The following is an 18,212-nucleotide window of genomic DNA, read 5'->3' on the forward strand; positions in this document are numbered from 1 at the left end:
TTCATTATGGATAATAGTTATCCATAATGAATCAGGAGTGAATAGGATGAAAATGAAATCAGGAATGGAGCAGGCGGTTTCTGTGCTGCTGTTACTGTCACGGCTGCCGGTACAGGCTTCTTTGACGTCAGAGGCTATAAGCCAGCGATTGCGCGTGTCTCCGTCTTACTTGAAGAAGCTGATGAGAACATTGGTTCAAGCCGGTTTGGCAGAATCCTTACCAGGGACGAAGGGCGGTTTTACCCTGACGAAGCCTTTGGCTGACATTACGCTTTATGATGTTTATCAAGCGGTCGAAGGCAGAGGTTCGATGTATCAGGGGAAAGGCTTGCTGCAATCTGTATTTGAGGGTGAAAGTCACTGTGTGCTGGAGACAGTCATGGCGGAAATCGAGGATAAATGGTCCAATCTTATGAGAGAAGAATCCTTGCAGCATGTTATGGACAGAGTCGGGGAATTGTATGATCTTGAAAAAATAGATGATTGGGTAATCAAGCAAGTGAAAGGGCAATTGTAATGAAAAATAGCGGGTCTATACAAGAATCAACATCATCAACAGGCATATCCGTGCTGATCGTGCTCGCACTTGGTTTCCTCATGGCAACTCTTGATGTGACCGTTGTGAATGTGGCGATGGCTGATATGAAAAACACTCTTTCAATGTCACTTTCAGGTGTAACGTGGGTTGTGGACGGGTACATTCTTACTTTTGCGTCGCTTCTGCTGGCGGGCGGAGCCTTGGCTGACCGTTTCGGCTCGAAGACGATCTATATCTTGGGTCTAGCCGTTTTTGTTATGGCCTCCTGTCTATGCGCTGCATCTATAAATGGGCAGATGCTGATTGCCGGACGTCTCATACAGGGAATTGGGGCAGCTTTGTTTATGCCAAGCTCACTCAGCCTTTTGGCTGCCTCTTACCTTGATGAGCGGGCGCGGGCGAGAATGTTTGGACTGTGGGCCGCGCTTGTTTCCGCCGCTTCAGCCCTTGGGCCTTTTATCGGGGGCGTGCTGGTACAGTTGGCGGGCTGGCAGAGTATTTTTCTGATCAATGTGCCAATAGGGGCTGCTGCGCTCATTTCAGCTTACCGAATCCTCAGCCGCGTTCCTGGGAAAAGCAGCCGCGTGAACATCATCGGGCATCTGCTTGGCATGATGGCTCTCGGGTTTCTTTCCTATGCTTTGATACAGGGGCCTTCAGCGGGCTGGCGCTCGCCAGTGATTCTTGTAGCATTTACTGCAGCGGTTTTGGCATTTGTGCTGTTTTTGCTGCGGGAAATTTCTGCAAAAACACCCATCCTGCCGGCGTCCTTATACAAAAACGGCCGCTTCTCAGCTGCCCAATTTATCGGGTTTTTGCTGAATTTCGCCCTTTTTGGCGGCATGTTTATGCTCAGCCTTTTTTTGCAGGAAGCAGGAGGGGCAAGTTCCTTTATGGCTGGAGTGGAGCTGCTGCCGATGATGGCGGTCTTCGTGATCGGCAATCTGCTGTTTGCCCGTCTGGCGAATCGGTTTGAAGCCGGTCAGCTTATGTTTGTATCAATGGCGGTCAGCTGTATCATTGCATTGCTGTTGTTTGTGCTGATTTCTCCGGATTTTCCTTATTGGCAGCTGGCGGTGTTGATGTCTGTTATGAACCTCTGTACCGGTATTACAGTTCCTGCCATGACAACTGTGATCATGCAGGCTGCCGGGCAAAGACATACGAATATCGCCGGTGCGGCGTTAAATGCAAACCGGCAAATCGGAGCCTTGGTCGGCGTAGCGATAACCGGGGTGATCATTCATCTGTCCGCCACTTGGTATGCTGGTGCCGGGTTTGCGTTTTTGATGATGGGAGCGGCATACAGCCTCGCTGCATTGCTTGTATGGCTGTTTCTGGCTGCCCATAACGGGACTGCCGCGTCAGAAAAAATGTAAATCACTGATTGCGCTTTGTGGGAATATATAGTAAGATATAAAAAATTATTGAAACAACAGGCACTGATAAGGACACGAGATGCTTTTTACGGTTTCCAGAGAGGGAAGGACAGCTGAGATCTTCCTAACGCAGGGAAAGCAGCTTACCGCCTTTGAGCCGTATCGGGGAAAACAAGTATCTGATACCGTCATGCTGCGTTACAGCATCTTTAAGCCGATCATCATGTGTAATTGATCGGGAATTTGGGTGGAACCACGGATGATCAACACATTCGTCCCTTTTAGAGGGATGGGTGTGTTTTTTTATTTGAATTGAATACATGCGAAGAAAAGGACATGAATGATAGTTACGGTTTTCAGAGAGGGAAGGAAAGGTGAGAGCTTCCCAGCTTAGGAATATCATTTACCGCCTTGGAGCAGCATTGGGGAACTGAAGTAACCAATGCCGTCTATGCTGCGTTACAGCACCGAGCCGACAACATAGTATTTGTCGGGAACTTGGGTGGAACCACGGGTTAATCACACACTCGTCCCTATCTGTGGGACGGGTGTGTTTTTTTATGAATTGAATACATGCGATGAAAAGGACATGAATGATAGTTACGGTTTTCAGAGAGGGAAGGAAAGGTGAGAGCTTCCCAGCTTAGGAATATCATTTACCGCCTTGGAGCAGCATTGGGGAACTGAAGTAACCAATGCCGTCTATGCTGCGTTACAGCACCGAGCCGACAATATCGTATTTGTCGGGAACTTGGGTGGAACCACGGGTTAATCACACACTCGTCCCTATCTGCGGGACGGGTGTGTTTTTTTATATACAACAATGAATAAGGAGTGTTTTAAAATGAGTAAACATGTACACATTCAGCTTCCGGACGGACAGATCAAGGAATATCCGAAAGGCATCACAATCAAAGAAGCGGCTGGTTCTATCAGTTCCAGTCTGCAAAAGAAGGCGGCTGCAGGTCAGGTCAATGGCAAGCTTGTTGATCTCAGTTTCAAGCTGGAGGAGGATGCTGAGCTTTCGATTGTTACACTCGATTCACAAGAAGGCTTGCAGGTGCTTCGCCACACATCAGCGCATGTGCTGGCCCAAGCAGTAAAACGGCTGTACGGCGAAGTGTCATTGGGGGTAGGGCCTGTGATTGAAGACGGCTTCTACTATGACATGAAGCTGGGGAAAAGCTTGGCATCAGGAGACTTAGAGGCCATCGAAAAAGAAATGAAAAACATAATAAATGAGAACCTTGAAATCAAACGTATAGAGGTTTCTTACGAAGAAGCTGATGAGCTGTTTGCACAAAAAGACGAGCGGCTCAAGCTTGAGATTTTAAAGGATATTCCGCGCGGGGAGGATATCACACTGTACCAGCAAGGGGAATTCGTTGACCTGTGCCGCGGGCCGCATCTTCCTTCTACAGGGATGATCAAGGCGTTCAAACTGACAAGAGTATCAGGCGCTTATTGGCGCGGAGACAGCAAAAATGAAGTCCTGCAGCGGGTGTACGGGGTTGCGTTTCAAAAGAAAAAAGATTTGGATGCGCACCTGCATATGCTGGAAGAAGCGGCAAAACGAGACCATCGCAAGCTCGGCAAACAGTTAGGGCTGTTTATGTTTTCTGAAGAAGCGCCGGGGATGCCGTTTTATTTGCCGAAAGGGCAGATTGTCCGCAATGAGCTGGAACGCTTCTCGCGTGAACTGCAAACAAATGCCGGCTACAATGAGGTGCGTACGCCGTTTATGATGAATCAGCGGTTATGGGAGCAGTCAGGCCATTGGGACCATTATCGCGACAATATGTACTTTTCAGAAGTGGATGATACAAGATTCGCAATGAAGCCGATGAATTGCCCCGGCCACATGCTCATCTTTAAAAACAGCCTGTATTCTTATCGGGATCTGCCGATTCGCATGGCGGAATTCGGACAGGTGCATCGCCATGAATACAGCGGCGCTTTAAACGGAATGCTTCGCGTTCGGACGTTCTGTCAGGATGACGCCCATATTTTCGTTCGGGAGGATCAGATTGAGAGTGAGATCAAAGAAGCGATTCGGCTGATTGATGAGGTATATCGGACATTTGGTTTCGAGTATTCAGTTGAGCTTTCGACTCGCCCGGAGGATTCATTAGGCAATGACAGCCTTTGGGAAGCGTCGGAACGTGCCTTAGCACGCGTCCTTGAGGAGCTTGGCCTCTCTTATGAGATCAATGAAGGCGATGGGGCGTTTTACGGGCCGAAAATTGATTTCCACATAAAAGATGCCCTGAAACGGAGCCACCAATGCGCGACTATTCAGCTTGATTTTCAAATGCCGGAAAAATTTGATTTAACATATATCAACGAACACAATGAAAAGGTTCGTCCCGTTGTCATCCACAGAGCGGTTTTCGGCTCAATCGACCGTTTCTTCGGCATTTTGATCGAGCATTACGGCGGGGCTTTTCCAGTCTGGCTCGCACCGCTCCAGGTTCAAATCATACCGGTTTCTCACGTTCACTTAGACTATTGCAGAAAGGTGCAGGCGGAGCTGAAGCAGGCGGGGATAAGAGCCGGCATTGATGAGCGCAATGAGAAGCTGGGCTATAAAATCAGAGAATCGCAGGTGCAGAAAATCCCGTACGTGCTGGTGCTTGGAGATCATGAGGAGCAGGAGAATGCGGTAAACGTCCGCCGATTCGGACATCAGCAGAGTGAACACGTTCCTTTCCAAACTTTTAAAGATAAACTTGTCAAACAGGTGGAAAATCGAGGCATGTAGGATAAAAGCTGTGAATTCACATTTTGCTTTTTTGACTTTCCCTATTCGGAATCAGTAAAATAATAAGTAAATCATATCGTTCGTATGTTATGAATGCATCTCGAAATGGGGAAATTTACATGGACCATGACAAACTGGAAGCAAATTTGCTGGATCACGCACTTACAAAATATTTGAAAAGCACGAAGCAATTAGATGAAGCCACCGTTCCGAAACACGTGAATAATGTAAGAGGGTTTATTCTGCGGATCATATACAGACATGGGAGCTGCACCATAAAGGATATTTTGAAGGAGGTCACACTGTCTCCCTCTGCCACGACCACAGCTCTGAATCATTTAGAGCAGGAAGGGTTTATTGAGAGATCCAGAAATAACAATGACCGCCGCACTGTATGGATTACGCTTTCTGAATCGGGCCGGGGAGCGGCTGAACAAATGATCGAAAACCGCCAGCAGCTGATTGACGGCATGTTTGAACGTTTAACAGCCGAAGAGAAAGAGACGTTCTTGGCGATTATTGCGAAGCTGGCTCAATAGGGATAATAAAAGCCGGTGCGCGAAGCGCCGGCTTTATAGAGATTATTCCATATCGCTCAGGCGTTTGCCTGCGACGGCATAATGGTCTTTTCTCATTTCTTCTATAAAGACAACAATTTTTTCTTCAGAAGCACCGGTTGTTTCCTTTACGGCTTCTGTTACTTTCTCGACAAGATTGCGTTTTTGCTCGTCTGTACGGCCTTCGAGCATTTTGACAGTTACGTATGGCATGGGTGCTGAATCCTCCTTTATCTCGTTTCCTCTCTTTAGAAAAAGAGGCTTCTTATAGTATACTGAATAAAGTAAATTCTTGCATTTTGAGAAAGAGGGATATCTCACTTGGACCGTTTTTTATATTATCCGTTATCTTTAATGCCATACCTCGTCATCACGCTAATTGTGTCGTTTACGATGCACGAGCTTGCCCACGCTTATGTCGCATACAAATTCGGTGACGATACGGCGAAAAAACAAGGAAGACTGACGCTGAATCCCATTAAACACCTTGATCCGTTCGGAACCATTTTGATTCTGGTGGCCGGATTCGGGTGGGCGCGCCCCATTCCCGTGAATCGCCGTTTCTTTAAGAAACCCCGGCTTGCTGGTGTGCTCGTATCTATAGCCGGGCCCGTCAGTAACCTGATTCTTGCGTTTATTGGTTTCTTTTTGTTAGTGTTGATGCATGCGTACGGAATGGAAATGCTTGCGGCGTTCAGCACGGGGCTGGATCAGTTTTTTTCTATTTGGATACAGCTGAATCTTGTCTTGTTTTTATTTAATCTGCTGCCGCTTCCTCCGCTCGATGGCTATCGAATTATAGAAGATCTCGTTCCGCCGGGCGTGCGTGCCAAAATGACGCAGGCGGAGAGCTACGGCTTTATCGTATTTTTGGTGCTGTTTGTGACACCGCTAGGATCTTACGTGCTGTGGCCGATGCTCAATGCAGGAAGAGATTCGATTTTAAAGCTGTTTTCAGCGATATTTCAACCGCTTTTGTAGGAGGTAGAACTTCATGGAAGAAAAAAAGAAAAAATCAATCGGGTTTAATATTATCAAAAGTGATCCGACAGACGGACACGGCGGTTTTGGCGTAGGGGCACTCAGCCTTGATAACATTTCTCCCGTATTCGTTGATGTAGAAGAAAAAGAAGCGTTCGTAGACATCGGCGCCATGCATGCCCGCAGCACCGTTGAAAAAGGAATTAAATTTCTCCCGAATAAAGAAGAAGTGCCGAACGGAAAACCATACTGGCTTGTGTGGGTAACGATTGACAGAAAAGAAGAGGGGCCTTATTACGCTGGTGTGACAGCCTGTGAAATGACGGTCGACAGAAGCATCAGAAGAGGCTACAAGTCGCTGCCTGAGCATGTGAATTTGATGGATAAATCCATGAAACGGAAAATCATCGTTGATAAAATGGACGACAGCTCGAAGCGTGTACTAGGCGAATTTCTGAAAAAGCATGATCAGGGCCTATGGGACCGTTCCTCAGATGAGTTAAAAACGAGCCTGCTTCCGGAAAACAATTAATTTATGAATTTTCTGTGAACTTTTAAAGTATTTGAGATATTTTTCGTAAACATTGAGTAAACTGGTGATACAGAAATAGGACATGGAAAATCCCGAGCCGAAACAAGACTCGGGGTTTTTCATTTTTAGGGGGATATGATGTACGAAACCATTCGAGTCGGCGATTGGTTGATAAAAGCCGACGTGGAAGAAACGAGAAAGCAATATGAGAAAGATATAGAGGATATGTGTGAATGCGGTAACTGTCTTAACTATTACGAGGCAGTGAATGAACTGCCAGTCCAAAAAGCACAAGTATTAGAAAGTTTCGGCCTCATTCCGTCCAAATGCACAGATATAAATTATCATGGGGTAAAAGATCATCTGCACTTTTATATAGCGAGTTATTTTATAGTAGGCCGTATTGTTGAAGGAAAACAAGAATGGAATCCGAAAAAGATTGATTTCTCGTGGCATATTTCATTTTCAGTGCCGCAACACCAAATTTACATTCCTAAGGGTTTTCCAAAACCAATTATTCAGCTCGATTGTGTTACGCTTCTTCCATGGGTCATTGACCAACCATACGAATAACCCGGCCTCCGAGGAGCCGGGTTATTTTCAATGATGTCGCCCCAGCCATTTGTCCCACCACTTTTTCTCGGAAGCAGGCTTTTCTTTGGATGGAAGCCGGTCTTTTGTTTGTTTTGCGGGTTCTGCCCCGTAGCACACGTTTGCGGGTTCTGTCCCTTTCACAAAATATGTGTAATGCTTAGCGGCACAGCCGGGACCTGATGAGTAGCCTGTTTCCGGATCAATGTACACACCGGTTACGCCTTTTGGCGGCTTGAACGCGGTTTCCGGATCGCCCTTGAGCGCGTTCTCCATGAAGTCCGCCCAAATGGTTTTAGCATAGCTTTTTTCTTCGACCGAGTCGATGGTGCTGTTTTTGTCATAGCCGGTCCAAACACCTGCGGCCAGTTTCGGATTGAAGCCGATCATCCAGCTGTCTGCGCTGGTGGTTCCTGATTTTCCGGCATACGTTCTTGTCAGGCGGTTGGCTATCGTTCGTCCCGTAACCGACGTATATCCATTTAAATCGGTATCAAACATGCCTGTCATCATACTCGCTGTGACAAAAGCGGCTTTTTCATCAAGCACCTGTTTATGCTGATTCGGGTTTTCGTACAGCACGTGGCCGGCTGCGTCCGTTACCCTTGAAATAAAAGTCGGTTCGATTTTCTTTCCGCCATTTGCGAGCATGGCATAGGCGTTGACCATCTCAATCGGACGCACGGGTTCGGTGCCGAGTGCCAGGGACGGCAGTGCTTGAAGATGGGCGGTAATGCCGAATTCCTTTGCCGTCTTTACAAGTTTGTTCGTGCCGAGAAAAAGATGCGTTTTCACAGCGTAAATATTGTCGGAAAGCGCCAGCGCCTGCAGAAGCGTAATCGGCTTGTTGGCGTAGTATCCGTTATAGTTGCTTGGAGAATAGGTTTCTCCCTTTGCATCAATTTGAAACTCGGTTTCTTCGCTTTTCATCAAAGTGACTGGCGTAAATCCACTCTGAATCGCTTTATAGTACAGCAATGGCTTGATCGTCGAAGCAGGCTGGCGCTTCGCCTGTGTCGTCCGGTCAAACGGGCTTTTTTGATAATCCCTGCCGCCGACAAGGGCGAGAACGTTTCCGGTGCGGGGATCAATGGCTGAAAACCCGACTTGAATGTCAGAGCCCGCGTTAACCGTTTCGGTAATGGTCTCCTCGGCGATGCGCTGCATCCGTTTATCTACCGTTGTATAGACGTTTAACCCGCTCGTTTCAATTTGCTCCCGTGTCATGCCGAGCTTTTTCTCCAGCTCTCTCATCGCATTGTCGTAGAAATAAGGAGCCTTTCTCTTGGAAACTTGTTTATTCAAAGGCTGATAGGAAAGAGGTTCCTTGATCAATTCATCCGCTTTCTTTTGGCTGATCATCTGTTGCTTTTCCATCATCCGCACAATCGTTTTCTGGCGCTCCTTGGCTTTCGTCTCATTGACATACGGTGAATAGCCGGAAGGGCCTTTCGGGATTCCTGCCAAAAGCGCCGCCTCCGCATCCGTCAGGTTTTTGGCATGCTTGCCGAAATAAAGGCGGGAAGCTGCTTCAATGCCGTAGGCGCCGTGTCCGTAGTAAATCGTATTTAAATAGCCTTCTAATATCTCGTCCTTAGAATAGTTTTGTTCCAGACGGATCGTGTAGAACGCCTCATTCCATTTCCGTTTCCACGTTTTGTCGTGTTCAAGGTATAAATTTCTGGCATATTGCTGGGTGATGGTGCTTGCACCCTGAACCTTGGCAAATGCTTTCAGGTCAGCAAGCGCCGCGCCGGCCATGCGTTTATAATCAAAGCCGTGATGATCGTAGAAATTCTGGTCTTCAATCGCCACTGTCGCTTTTACGATCGTCGGATTCATGTCCTTTAAGGGGACCCAATAGCGCTTTTCGCCGTAGTTCGTTTCCCCGAGCTTTGAGCCGTCACTCGCATACAAAATCGTGGATTGCGGCACTTGCACCGAGGGAGCGCCCTGGTATTTGGCTATCAAAATGACAGTCATAAACACGGCAGCTGCCGCCAAGGCCGCAAAAGCCCCTAAAAAGATAAAGGCGCGAACGGTTTTCAGCGTCAGTCTCAGCCGTTTATTTGTCATTGCATCCACAACGGGTTCCCCCTTTTTTTATGTTTCTACTATTATGAGAAAAAAAGATCGTTTTTAAACATCGCAGAACAGGACGCATCTTTACTTTTTCCCCGCCATCCTCTATACTTTTTCCTTAGGTGAAAATGAGATTTCAACCGAGAATAAAAGCTGATAAGACGCTTACAATAAATGAATACAGCCTCGAAAGGGAGATGACAATTGAGCGAACTTTGGTACACAGAGAAGCAGACGAAAAACTTTGGCATTACGATGAAGGTTAACAAGACGTTACATACAGAACAAACGGAGTTTCAGCATTTAGAAATGGTGGAAACAGAAGAGTTCGGCAACATGCTGTTTTTGGACGGCATGGTGATGACATCTGAAAAAGACGAATTCGTTTATCACGAAATGGTGGCGCATGTGCCATTATTTACGCACCCAAATCCGGAGCACGTTCTTGTAGTCGGCGGCGGTGACGGCGGCGTTATCAGAGAAATCCTGAAGCACCCAAGCGTGAAAAAAGCGACACTTGTAGACATTGACGGCAAGGTGATCGAATACTCTAAAAAGTTCCTTCCTTCTATCGCAGGCAAACTGGATGATCCGCGCGTTGACGTGCAGGTAGATGACGGATTTATGCACATTGCAAAATCTGAAAATCAATATGACGTCATCATGGTAGATTCGACTGAACCAGTCGGACCGGCTGTAAACCTGTTTACAAAAGGATTCTACGCAGGAATCGCTAAAGCGCTGAAAGAAGACGGCATTTTTGTCGCACAGACGGACAACCCATGGTTTACACCGGAATTAATCACAAATGTACAGCGCGACGTGAAGGAAATCTTCCCGATTACGAAGCTGTATACGGCGAACATTCCGACATATCCAAGCGGTTTGTGGACATTTACAATTGGCTCGAAAAAATATGATCCGCTTGCAGTGGAAGACAGCCGTTTCTTCGATATTGAGACGAAATATTACACAAAAGATATTCATAAAGCGGCGTTTGTTCTGCCGAAATTTGTGAGTGACCTGATTAAATAATGAAGGTATGGCGCAGGAGCGAATCTTGCGCTTTTTTACAGGAAAGCGAGGGTATTATAGATGAGATTTGATGAAGCTTATTCAGGAAAAGTATTTATCGCGAGCCGTCCCGAGTGGGAAGAGGCGGACGCCATTCTTTACGGCATGCCGATGGACTGGACAGTCAGCTATCGCCCGGGCTCACGCTTTGGTCCAAGCAGAATCCGTGAGGTGTCAATCGGCCTTGAGGAATACAGCCCATATTTAGACCGCGATCTGGCTGACTTGAACTTCTTTGACGCTGGCGACATTCCGCTGCCGTTCGGAAATCCGCAGCGAAGCCTGGATATGATTGAAGAGTACGTGGACAGCATTTTAGAAAAAGGGAAGTTCCCAATGGGTATGGGGGGAGAGCACCTCGTGTCATGGCCTGTCATTAAAGCGATGTACAAGAAATACCCAGACCTTGCGATTATCCATTTTGACGCACATACAGATCTTCGAGTTGATTATGAGGGAGAACCGCTTTCTCACTCCACGCCGATCCGTAAGGCGGCAGAATTGATCGGACCGCACAATGTGTATTCATTCGGAATCCGTTCCGGCATGAAAGAAGAGTTTGAATGGGCGAAGGAAAACGGCATGCACATCTCAAAATTTGAAGTGCTTGAACCGCTGAAAGAGGTGCTTCCGAAGCTGGCGGGCCGTCCGGTTTATGTCACAATTGACATTGACGTATTAGACCCTGCACACGCACCGGGTACAGGAACGGTTGACGCCGGCGGCATCACGTCTAAAGAACTGCTTGCATCGGTCCATGAAATTGCGCGTTCAGAGGTAAACGTAAAGGGCGCTGATTTAGTGGAAGTCGCGCCGGTATACGACCACTCAGAGCAAACGGCAAACACAGCCAGCAAAATCATCCGTGAAATGCTGCTTGGGTTTGTGAAATAAGTAAACATCCAGACGATGTCTGGATGTTTTTTTATTCCCAGTCTTTACAATCAATCCACGCTTTTTAGATAGAAAATTCGGATAATCCTCCTCGATAGCGGAGTTTCTTCTGCCACATGCGGGGAAAACAGTCCCAAACCGTTTCAGCGATACATCAAGATAAACCTCAGGATCATGAGCCAATCCAAATGGGCAAACTCCTCCAATTTCATGGCCTGTCTGCTCCAGCACCTCATTAGGAGAGAGCGTTCTTGCTTTAAAGCCAAATGTTTGCCTGAACGTTTTGTTGTCGATCTTGGCATCGCCGGCTGCCACAATCAGAATCGCCTGATCTCCTTCCCCTCTGAAGGACAGGGACTTGGCGATTCTAGACAGGCTTACGCCGATTGTCTCAGCTGCCTGTTCAACTGTCGCACTCGACGTTTCGAACTCCGTCACATCATTTTCTCGATTCCATTGAGTAAAGTGGGTTCTCACACTTTTTAGAGACATGCTGCATTTCCACTATTTTTAAGATTATTGAAAAAATCATAGCATGGATTGGGAGACTGGGTAAAGAGGGGACAAAAAAACCGCCGATGGACGGCGGTTAAATCATTCCTCGTTGTGCAACTTCAATTTGGTGTGTAGGTGCATTTGCAATAGTTGTTGCCACGAACACAGTGCTTAGAGCCAGACAAGAGAGTAATAGTTTAGACTTCAATTTCATACAAACTCACTCCTCCTTGAATAAGTTGCCTTACTTGTTCCACCTTCAAAAAATAAGCAGAAGCTTTTTGAAAATTTTTACGTTCATGATAATATTTTGCCACATCAATAGCGAAATCTTCAAGATCAGCATACAACATTTTACTTTCGAGAAAATCAAAAAATCCTTGAATTGCTTCTTCATCCGGGCCTGATAAGTATAAAGATTTCAAAAATTCAAACTCTGATAAATATATTACATCTCCGGCCTTTTGTGAATAAGCCATTCCCTTACTATGATATTCATGAGCTTTATCCATTTTTCCTAATTTATAATGGATCTGTGTAATTAAAAAATACGCTTGAGGTAAGGAAGGAAGAATATTTGATTCTTCAAAAACAGCTATTGCTCTTTTGAAATAAGGTATGGCATCCTCATATTGGCTTTGGCTGTTTTTACAAAGCCCGATATTGTACAAAGTTCTCCCCATTAATTGGGGCTGCTTTTCAGCTTCTGCCATAGAATAAGCTTTTTGAAAATGTGAGATGGCATCCTCATACTGTTTTAAATCTAAAAAATTGGTGGCAAATAAAGAATGACACTGCAGCAATCTTATATTATAAGCTTCATGTTCTTTGTATATTTCATATGCTTGCCGTGCATAGTCCATTGAAAAATACGTTTGTTTCATATAGTAATAAGATTCAGACATCTTAAAGAAAAACTCAGCTTTCTCTATCCGATCCTTAACGAATATCAGCTTGCTTTCGGCCTTTTTGAAAAATTTAATAGCCGACAGATATTCCCGCTGGTCCAGCTCGTACATGCCTCTGAAGAAGTTAAAATAGTACTCAAGCAGACCAGTTAAACGAGCCTGTTTTTTATCAATCTCAAGCAGCAGATCAGACAGTCTCGGCTGTTCCTCAATCCTCATTTTTTCTAACGGTTCAAGGTACTCAAGCATTAGGTTGTGCCGAAACTCCATCAGTGAATAGTACAAATGAAGGTCTTGATCTTCTTCCATTTGATCCAGCTCTTGCTTGATTTCTCGTCGCAAATATTCTGCATCGGGTATGCTGAATCGGCGTATGTACATATACCATTCGTTAATCTTTTCTCCGATGGAAGAAGAAGATATGACACCTGTCACGTTTGCAAATCCCTCCCTTCATAATTCTATATATGTCATATTTTATCATCAACATTCTTGTGAGAAGCGCAAAAAAACCGCAATTTTTTCTTTCGTTACACCGCATGTTTGGAGATATATTTTCAAAAAGAAGCTTTTACCCTCAGTAATTTGTACAAGCAAACACGTTACTCTTCCATATTCTGTTATATCTGCGTGAGCAGTGTATGTCTGAAAAGGAAGTGAAGGAATGAGAAAAAATAAGCTTTCCTTTAAAGAAAAAGCAGGAGCAGAACAAGAAGAGTGCTTATGTTTTTGTGAGGGAGAAGCAAGCCGAGAAGCCATGTTTCAAGCGCCGATTGAGTTACCTGAAGGATTTGTCGTTGATCCGGCTGAAGCTGTTGCAAACGTGACGTGGAATGCAGACAGCCTTTCTTGTGTCAGTGACCGTTGCTTAATTCAAACGGGGCCAGAGCCTGATGAGGTCGGTGTTCAATTTGCAGTGCGCCTGCAGGGAACCGTTACGCTACTCGTCAGTGTCTCACCTGTGCGAAATCAATATGGACAAGGGGACGGGGCTGTTTCCGTCATTCACAATGCAGAAATCGATCAAGTCGTCTATTATTCCGATGAACCGGATGATTGCCCGGATATCAGTGACATCACGATTGAGAACCTTGTTGTTGTTCCGCCGTTTTACGGTAGTCCTTTATCGGTGACGGGGACGATTGTGCTTGTACCGGAGCCGGAACCCGTCTACGCGTTTACAGCGAATCCAAATGATCAATCAGTTTCTGTGATTGATACAAACACCCATACTGTTGTGACAACGATTGCTCTTCCGTACAATCCGGCAGGTATTGAAATTACGCCAGATAAAAGCGCTGTGTTTGTCTTACATCCCAACAATAATGTGATTTCTGTCATCGATTATGACACATTAACAGTGACAGCAACTATATTGCTGGATCAGCCGCCTCGATTGATTAGATTTATCCCTAATCATGAGTTTGCTTATGTTTTCACCGGTACTGCCATTTATGTGATTGGAATTGATACGTTGACTGTTGAGAGGTCTATTCCTGTAGAAGGTTTTGATATTGCAATTGACCCCAATGGGTTGTTCGCCTATGTTCTTAATTTTGGGTTAGTGCAAAAAGTGGACTTATCTACCGGTGAAGTCTTAGGAACGATTGAACGAGAGCTTATCGTATCATCCATAGAAACAGATTCTACGGAGCGGTATGCGTATGTATTAGAACAAGAATTCTTATTCAATTATTTGACGGTTATTGATTTAAATACGTTTACGATCAGGGATACCCAAGAGCTGGAGCCTGACGGGCTATATGTAATGTTTACGAGTGGATCAGAGGTGTATTTACATGACAGCTTCACTGGCAATTTATATTCTGTCAGTCCGAATGGAGCAGGTGTAATTGGAAATCTTCCGCAATCAGCAACAGACTATGCGTTTACCCCGAATGGCGATTTTCTGTATACAACTCGTTTTATAGAGCAGAGCATCATTGTTTACAACACAGATGATTATTCTGTGGAAACTGTGATATCTCTTGGGGTTTCACCGGGTGCCATTACGATTTAACCGCTGCATGTTGTGCATTTCTAAAAGGACGTGAAATCATGAAAAAGAATGATCTTTCTGCTTTACAGGAAAATTGTTTCTGTTTTTGTGATGAGGAAATTAGCCGGGAAGCGCCGTTTCAAGTGCCGATAGATATCCCTGAGGGCTTCAAGGTTGATTCGGCAGAAGCGTCAGCGGCTGTTACATGGAGTACAGACAATTTGTCCTGTATCAGTGAGCCTTGCTTAATCCAGACTGGGCCGGAACCAGAAGATATCGGTGTTCGATATGCTGTGAGAGTACAAGGGACCATTACGCTTCTTGTCAGTGTGTCGCCTGTACGAAATCAATATGGACAAGGAGACGGGGCTGTTTCGGTGATTCATACCGAAGAGATTGATCAAGTTGTTTATTATGCAGCACAGTCTGACCGCTGTCCTGATTTTAGTCAAATGACAGTGGAAGATCTTCTCATTGTACCGCCTTTCTACGGCAGTCCGCTTACGGTGGCCGGGACACTTGTTTTACCGCCATCGCCAGACCCTCAATCATATGTGTTTACTGCCAATACTGGAGACAGCACGGTTTCGGTCATTGATGCAGATTTAAACACTGTTGTAAAAACAATCCCGTTTTCTGCTGTGCCAACTAATCTAGGCGTTACTTTCGATAAAGCATTCACGTATATCCTCCATGGAAATACCAACCTTGTCTCAGTGATTGATAATAAAACATTAACTATCATAAATACCATTACTGTTGGAGGAGGGCCGAGAAAAATCGAATTTGATCCAACAGATGAGTTCGCATACGTGATGGCCGCCGGATCTATATATGTGATTAACACGGCCTCTCAATCGGTCATTGATGTCATTCCGATACCCGGCGCTTTAGACTTTGCTCTTGATCCGAATGGACAGTATGTCTATACCGCTAATGGAAGCAGTTGGTCGGTTGATAAATATGATGTAAATACTGGGCAGTTGGTAGAAAGTATCATAGATTCATTTGAATTTCCCAGTTTAATTGCAACTCCTTACGCTGGAAATTTTGCGTACGTGTTGAATGGTGAGTTGTGGCCGAAAGGTGTAACGGAGATTAGTTTGTCTCCATTAAGCAGGGGAGGGGACTTCAGCCGTTTATTTGAAACGCTGATGACGATTGTATTTTCTCTCGATAGTACTAGAGCTTATTTTCTAGAGCCATATAGTGAACCGTTTCTCATTAATAACTTATATGTAGTTAATACGGCCAGACAGAGGATCATTGCAAACGTGTCTCTCCCCGGCGCCTTTGACCTCGCCGTAACGCCGGACAAACAGTATATTTATGCGGCACAGCCCAACGACAATGCTGTGACCGTGTACCGCACAAGTGATTATACAGCCGTGACGGTGATTCCGGTTGGCGCGGGTCCGTCTGCGATTGCGATGTAGCTATTTTATAGATCAAGAGAAGCGGTGCTGCGATAAGAGAATCGCTTATAAATAAATGATCCGATTTGCTGAATGGCAGCCAGGATAATCAGAAACAGCAGTTCACTTATAGAGAAACTGAGCATCCACCAAATCCCGGCTGCTGCCAGCACTCCCGCAAACACTTTTCTGAACAGGCTGCCGTGCCGGAAAAGCTGCCGCAAATACGTTCGCATGCAAAACAATAAATACAGGATCAGTAGCATCGCAAGTCCCATTGAAAGGGCAGGGGGCGTATGAAGGCGGAAAGGGACGGCTTTAACGATTTCGAACATGCAGCCGAATATGATGACTTGGCACAACACGGCAGCCATCACGTATGTTTGGCGGACGTTTTTATAGCTGTCACGCAGCGATTTGACGTCTTCTGCATATCGGCTGCACAAGTTGTGTTGCTGAAAGTCACAGCAGCTTTGATGAGACTGTGTGAGTTTCTGAAAAGCTGCTGTCATGTTTTTCACGGATTGGGTGACATAATGAAGATAGAGAAAAGCAGGCAGCATCAGGAGGGCAGCAGTACAAGCCAGCAGCCCGAGCCGCACAGCGTCATTGTTGATCATCTGTACATATTGGGCGGCGGCTTCGGCCACGGCCTGAACCCAGCCGAAGGAATAAGCCGCCATACCTATAAGCAGCAATAAAAGGGTAAAGACAGTGTTTTTTTTCATTGTCTGATCGCCTCTTTCTGAGAAACATGAATGATCGCTTTGTTAGAAGATGCCATTGCATCAATGAGAGACAAGAAAACCTGCGTATCCATATCTTGAATGATGTGGTACATGTCAAGAAACGAGCAATCGCACCTGCCACACTCGGCTGCCCACTCGAAGCATTTACGCACATAATCGCTGTCATAAATGATCGCGTCTGTCAAAGAGTCCTTGCCGTATTGAAGCCAGGACGTAACCTGTTCTTTCTGCTGCGTGACATAGTATGATGCGACATCGATATAAGCTGAAGAATGGGTCCCTTGACTGTGAAGGATCAAGAAACCGCCATCCTCATATATATAAGTCTCGGCTGACAAGCGATCGATTTCTAGGCGGTACGTTTGCTGAATCTCTTGAAAAAACGGTGAATCTAATTGAAATAGAATACGAGACGCGATATCCCAATAAAGCTTTATCGTCAACAGATCGTTTTGCCCGGGAAGTGCGCCGATCTGTAAGCCGGTCCAGGTATCTTCCATCCGCTCCTCATCACCCAGCACCATTTTTTGTGAGAGGGCTGGAGGGCATGCCGGGATGATTTTTCTTTCAGAATGATAATCCGGACGCTTTTCCAGCTGGAGGTGAGGAGGCAAAAGCGTTTCTGTATTTTCTGAGCCCCCAATCAAAAACAGCGTCATCCGATGGGCTTGGTAGGCAGCCTTATAGGCTTTTTGTAAATCACTGATGTCCAGCGCCTCAATATCTTCGATTCTGCCTGCGGGGAAAACGGCAGCTGGTGAGGAGGGAGAAAGCATGCTGATCAGCTGATAATGATATGAGAGCTGATGGTTAAGGTGTGCTGTTTGAATTTCGCTTGTAATCACAGCTTTTTCCTGAGCGACAATCTTCTTGTCAAATGAGTGGTTCCATAAAGCATCAAGCAGGATGGGGATCGTTTGTCTGAGCCGATCCGGTAATGAGGTAAACATGAAATTGGTATCGGTGTAGGTAGTGAATGCGTTTAAAAGCGCGCCATGCGCAAAAAAATCACTGTACAGATTGCGGCCGTTATGCCAGAAGAGAAGATGCTCTAAAAAATGCGCTGTGCCATACGGAAGCAGTGTATCACCGGATTCTGCCCGTAAACATACATCCCGGCTTCCAAAATCGATTTTTACATTGCACAGCCGCAGGTGGGCGCGGGGGAATTTCAATCTGAATATTTTTAGTCCGCTGTCTGTGTATCTGATATCGGTTCGTTCATCCAGCTGTTGAAAAAAGGCTTTCTTTTCCATC

17 protein-coding genes, 2 pseudogenes and 3 other annotated features are annotated in these 18,212 nt (G+C 45.7%); of the genes and pseudogenes, 12 read left to right on the forward strand and 7 right to left on the reverse strand.

What is annotated here, in order from left to right; translation table 11 throughout:
• Window positions 1-46: 46 nt before the first annotated feature.
• The 4 genes from PUN35_RS16790 (at window position 47) to PUN35_RS16805 (ending at window position 5,217) form a co-directional block, all read left to right on the forward strand.
• A complete protein-coding gene (locus PUN35_RS16790; RefSeq protein WP_003243988.1) occupies window positions 47-517 on the forward strand; it encodes an Rrf2 family transcriptional regulator in 471 nt (156 codons plus the stop codon).
• Complete coding sequence (locus PUN35_RS16795) at window positions 517-1,917, forward strand: MFS transporter (RefSeq protein ID WP_003243441.1); 1,401 nt, start codon at window positions 517-519, stop codon at window positions 1,915-1,917. The genes PUN35_RS16790 and PUN35_RS16795 overlap by 1 nt, the downstream gene beginning before the upstream one ends.
• A gap of 54 nt (window positions 1,918-1,971) precedes the next feature.
• Window positions 1,972-2,200, forward strand: a binding site (T-box leader).
• 33 nt (window positions 2,201-2,233) lie between these two features.
• Window positions 2,234-2,455, forward strand: a binding site (T-box leader).
• 31 nt (window positions 2,456-2,486) lie between these two features.
• Window positions 2,487-2,708: a binding site (T-box leader), on the forward strand.
• A gap of 53 nt (window positions 2,709-2,761) precedes the next feature.
• Window positions 2,762-4,678: a threonine--tRNA ligase gene (gene thrS, locus PUN35_RS16800; RefSeq protein ID WP_014481228.1), complete on the forward strand. Its 1,917-nt coding sequence runs from the start codon at window positions 2,762-2,764 to the stop codon at window positions 4,676-4,678.
• A gap of 119 nt (window positions 4,679-4,797) precedes the next feature.
• Window positions 4,798-5,217 carry a MarR family transcriptional regulator gene (locus PUN35_RS16805; protein ID WP_003227535.1) on the forward strand — a complete coding sequence of 140 codons (420 nt, stop codon included), beginning with the start codon at window positions 4,798-4,800 and terminating at the stop codon, window positions 5,215-5,217.
• A gap of 42 nt (window positions 5,218-5,259) precedes the next feature.
• Here PUN35_RS16805 and PUN35_RS16810 read toward each other — a convergent pair whose 3' ends face one another.
• Window positions 5,260-5,448 carry a 2-hydroxymuconate tautomerase gene (locus PUN35_RS16810; RefSeq protein ID WP_003222038.1) on the reverse strand — a complete coding sequence of 63 codons (189 nt, stop codon included), beginning with the start codon at window positions 5,446-5,448 and terminating at the stop codon, window positions 5,260-5,262.
• 108 nt (window positions 5,449-5,556) lie between these two features.
• On the opposite strand from PUN35_RS16810, the gene PUN35_RS16815 reads away from it, so the two are divergent.
• From PUN35_RS16815 to PUN35_RS16825, 3 genes are all read left to right on the forward strand, one after another.
• Window positions 5,557-6,216: a site-2 protease family protein gene (locus tag PUN35_RS16815; RefSeq protein WP_003243167.1), complete on the forward strand. Its 660-nt coding sequence runs from the start codon at window positions 5,557-5,559 to the stop codon at window positions 6,214-6,216.
• 13 nt (window positions 6,217-6,229) lie between these two features.
• Window positions 6,230-6,748 (forward strand): YwhD family protein, encoded by a 519-nt coding sequence (locus tag PUN35_RS16820; protein WP_003244446.1) that lies wholly within the window; start codon window positions 6,230-6,232, stop codon window positions 6,746-6,748.
• A gap of 135 nt (window positions 6,749-6,883) precedes the next feature.
• Window positions 6,884-7,321 carry a hypothetical protein gene (locus PUN35_RS16825; RefSeq protein WP_031601096.1) on the forward strand — a complete coding sequence of 146 codons (438 nt, stop codon included), beginning with the start codon at window positions 6,884-6,886 and terminating at the stop codon, window positions 7,319-7,321.
• Between the two features lie 27 nt (window positions 7,322-7,348).
• On the opposite strand, the gene PUN35_RS16830 is transcribed toward PUN35_RS16825, so the two are convergent.
• The gene (locus tag PUN35_RS16830; RefSeq protein ID WP_014481227.1) at window positions 7,349-9,424 is read right to left on the reverse strand and encodes a transglycosylase domain-containing protein; all 2,076 of its coding nucleotides are present in this window, start codon (window positions 9,422-9,424) and stop codon (window positions 7,349-7,351) included.
• Window positions 9,425-9,625: 201 nt separating this feature from the next.
• Here PUN35_RS16830 and speE point away from each other — a divergent pair, with 201 nt between their 5' ends.
• Complete coding sequence (gene speE / locus PUN35_RS16835; RefSeq protein ID WP_003227543.1) at window positions 9,626-10,456, forward strand: spermidine synthase; 831 nt, start codon at window positions 9,626-9,628, stop codon at window positions 10,454-10,456.
• A gap of 60 nt (window positions 10,457-10,516) precedes the next feature.
• The gene (gene speB / locus PUN35_RS16840) at window positions 10,517-11,389 is read left to right on the forward strand and encodes an agmatinase (protein WP_003227545.1); all 873 of its coding nucleotides are present in this window, start codon (window positions 10,517-10,519) and stop codon (window positions 11,387-11,389) included.
• Window positions 11,390-11,453: 64 nt separating this feature from the next.
• Here the strand turns inward: speB and PUN35_RS16845 are convergent.
• From PUN35_RS16845 to rapF, 3 genes and pseudogenes are all read right to left on the reverse strand, one after another.
• Window positions 11,454-11,881, reverse strand: a pseudogene (locus PUN35_RS16845) (YbaK/EbsC family protein).
• 97 nt (window positions 11,882-11,978) lie between these two features.
• Window positions 11,979-12,098, reverse strand: coding sequence for a phosphatase RapF inhibitor PhrF (gene phrF / locus PUN35_RS16850; RefSeq protein ID WP_009968329.1), 120 nt, complete (start codon window positions 12,096-12,098; stop codon window positions 11,979-11,981).
• Entirely contained in the window at window positions 12,082-13,227 is a 1,146-nt protein-coding gene (rapF, locus tag PUN35_RS16855) for a response regulator aspartate phosphatase RapF (RefSeq protein ID WP_014481226.1), read from the reverse strand. Before rapF ends, phrF begins: the two co-directional genes overlap by 17 nt.
• A 2-nt stretch (window positions 13,228-13,229) precedes the next feature.
• Between rapF and PUN35_RS16860 the strand changes: the two are divergent.
• The 3 genes and pseudogenes from PUN35_RS16860 to PUN35_RS16870 all read left to right on the forward strand — a co-directional run bounded on the left by PUN35_RS16860 (window position 13,230) and on the right by PUN35_RS16870 (window position 16,227).
• Window positions 13,230-13,460, forward strand: a pseudogene (locus PUN35_RS16860) (hypothetical protein).
• Window positions 13,457-14,812, forward strand: coding sequence for a YncE family protein (locus PUN35_RS16865; RefSeq protein WP_014481224.1), 1,356 nt, complete (start codon window positions 13,457-13,459; stop codon window positions 14,810-14,812). Before PUN35_RS16860 ends, PUN35_RS16865 begins: the two are co-directional and overlap by 4 nt.
• Before the next feature lie 38 nt (window positions 14,813-14,850).
• Window positions 14,851-16,227 carry a YncE family protein gene (locus PUN35_RS16870; protein WP_014481223.1) on the forward strand — a complete coding sequence of 459 codons (1,377 nt, stop codon included), beginning with the start codon at window positions 14,851-14,853 and terminating at the stop codon, window positions 16,225-16,227.
• 5 nt (window positions 16,228-16,232) lie between these two features.
• Here PUN35_RS16870 and albG read toward each other — a convergent pair whose 3' ends face one another.
• Window positions 16,233-16,934: an antilisterial bacteriocin subtilosin biosynthesis protein AlbG gene (albG, locus tag PUN35_RS16875; RefSeq protein ID WP_014481222.1), complete on the reverse strand. Its 702-nt coding sequence runs from the start codon at window positions 16,932-16,934 to the stop codon at window positions 16,233-16,235.
• Entirely contained in the window at window positions 16,931-18,211 is a 1,281-nt protein-coding gene (locus PUN35_RS16880; RefSeq protein ID WP_014481221.1) for a M16 family metallopeptidase, read from the reverse strand. Before PUN35_RS16880 ends, albG begins: the two co-directional genes overlap by 4 nt.
• Window position 18,212: the final 1 nt, after the last annotated feature.

This window comes from Bacillus sp. N3378-2at (assembly GCF_033412715.1).
Lineage (GTDB): Bacteria > Bacillota > Bacilli > Bacillales > Bacillaceae > Bacillus > Bacillus subtilis.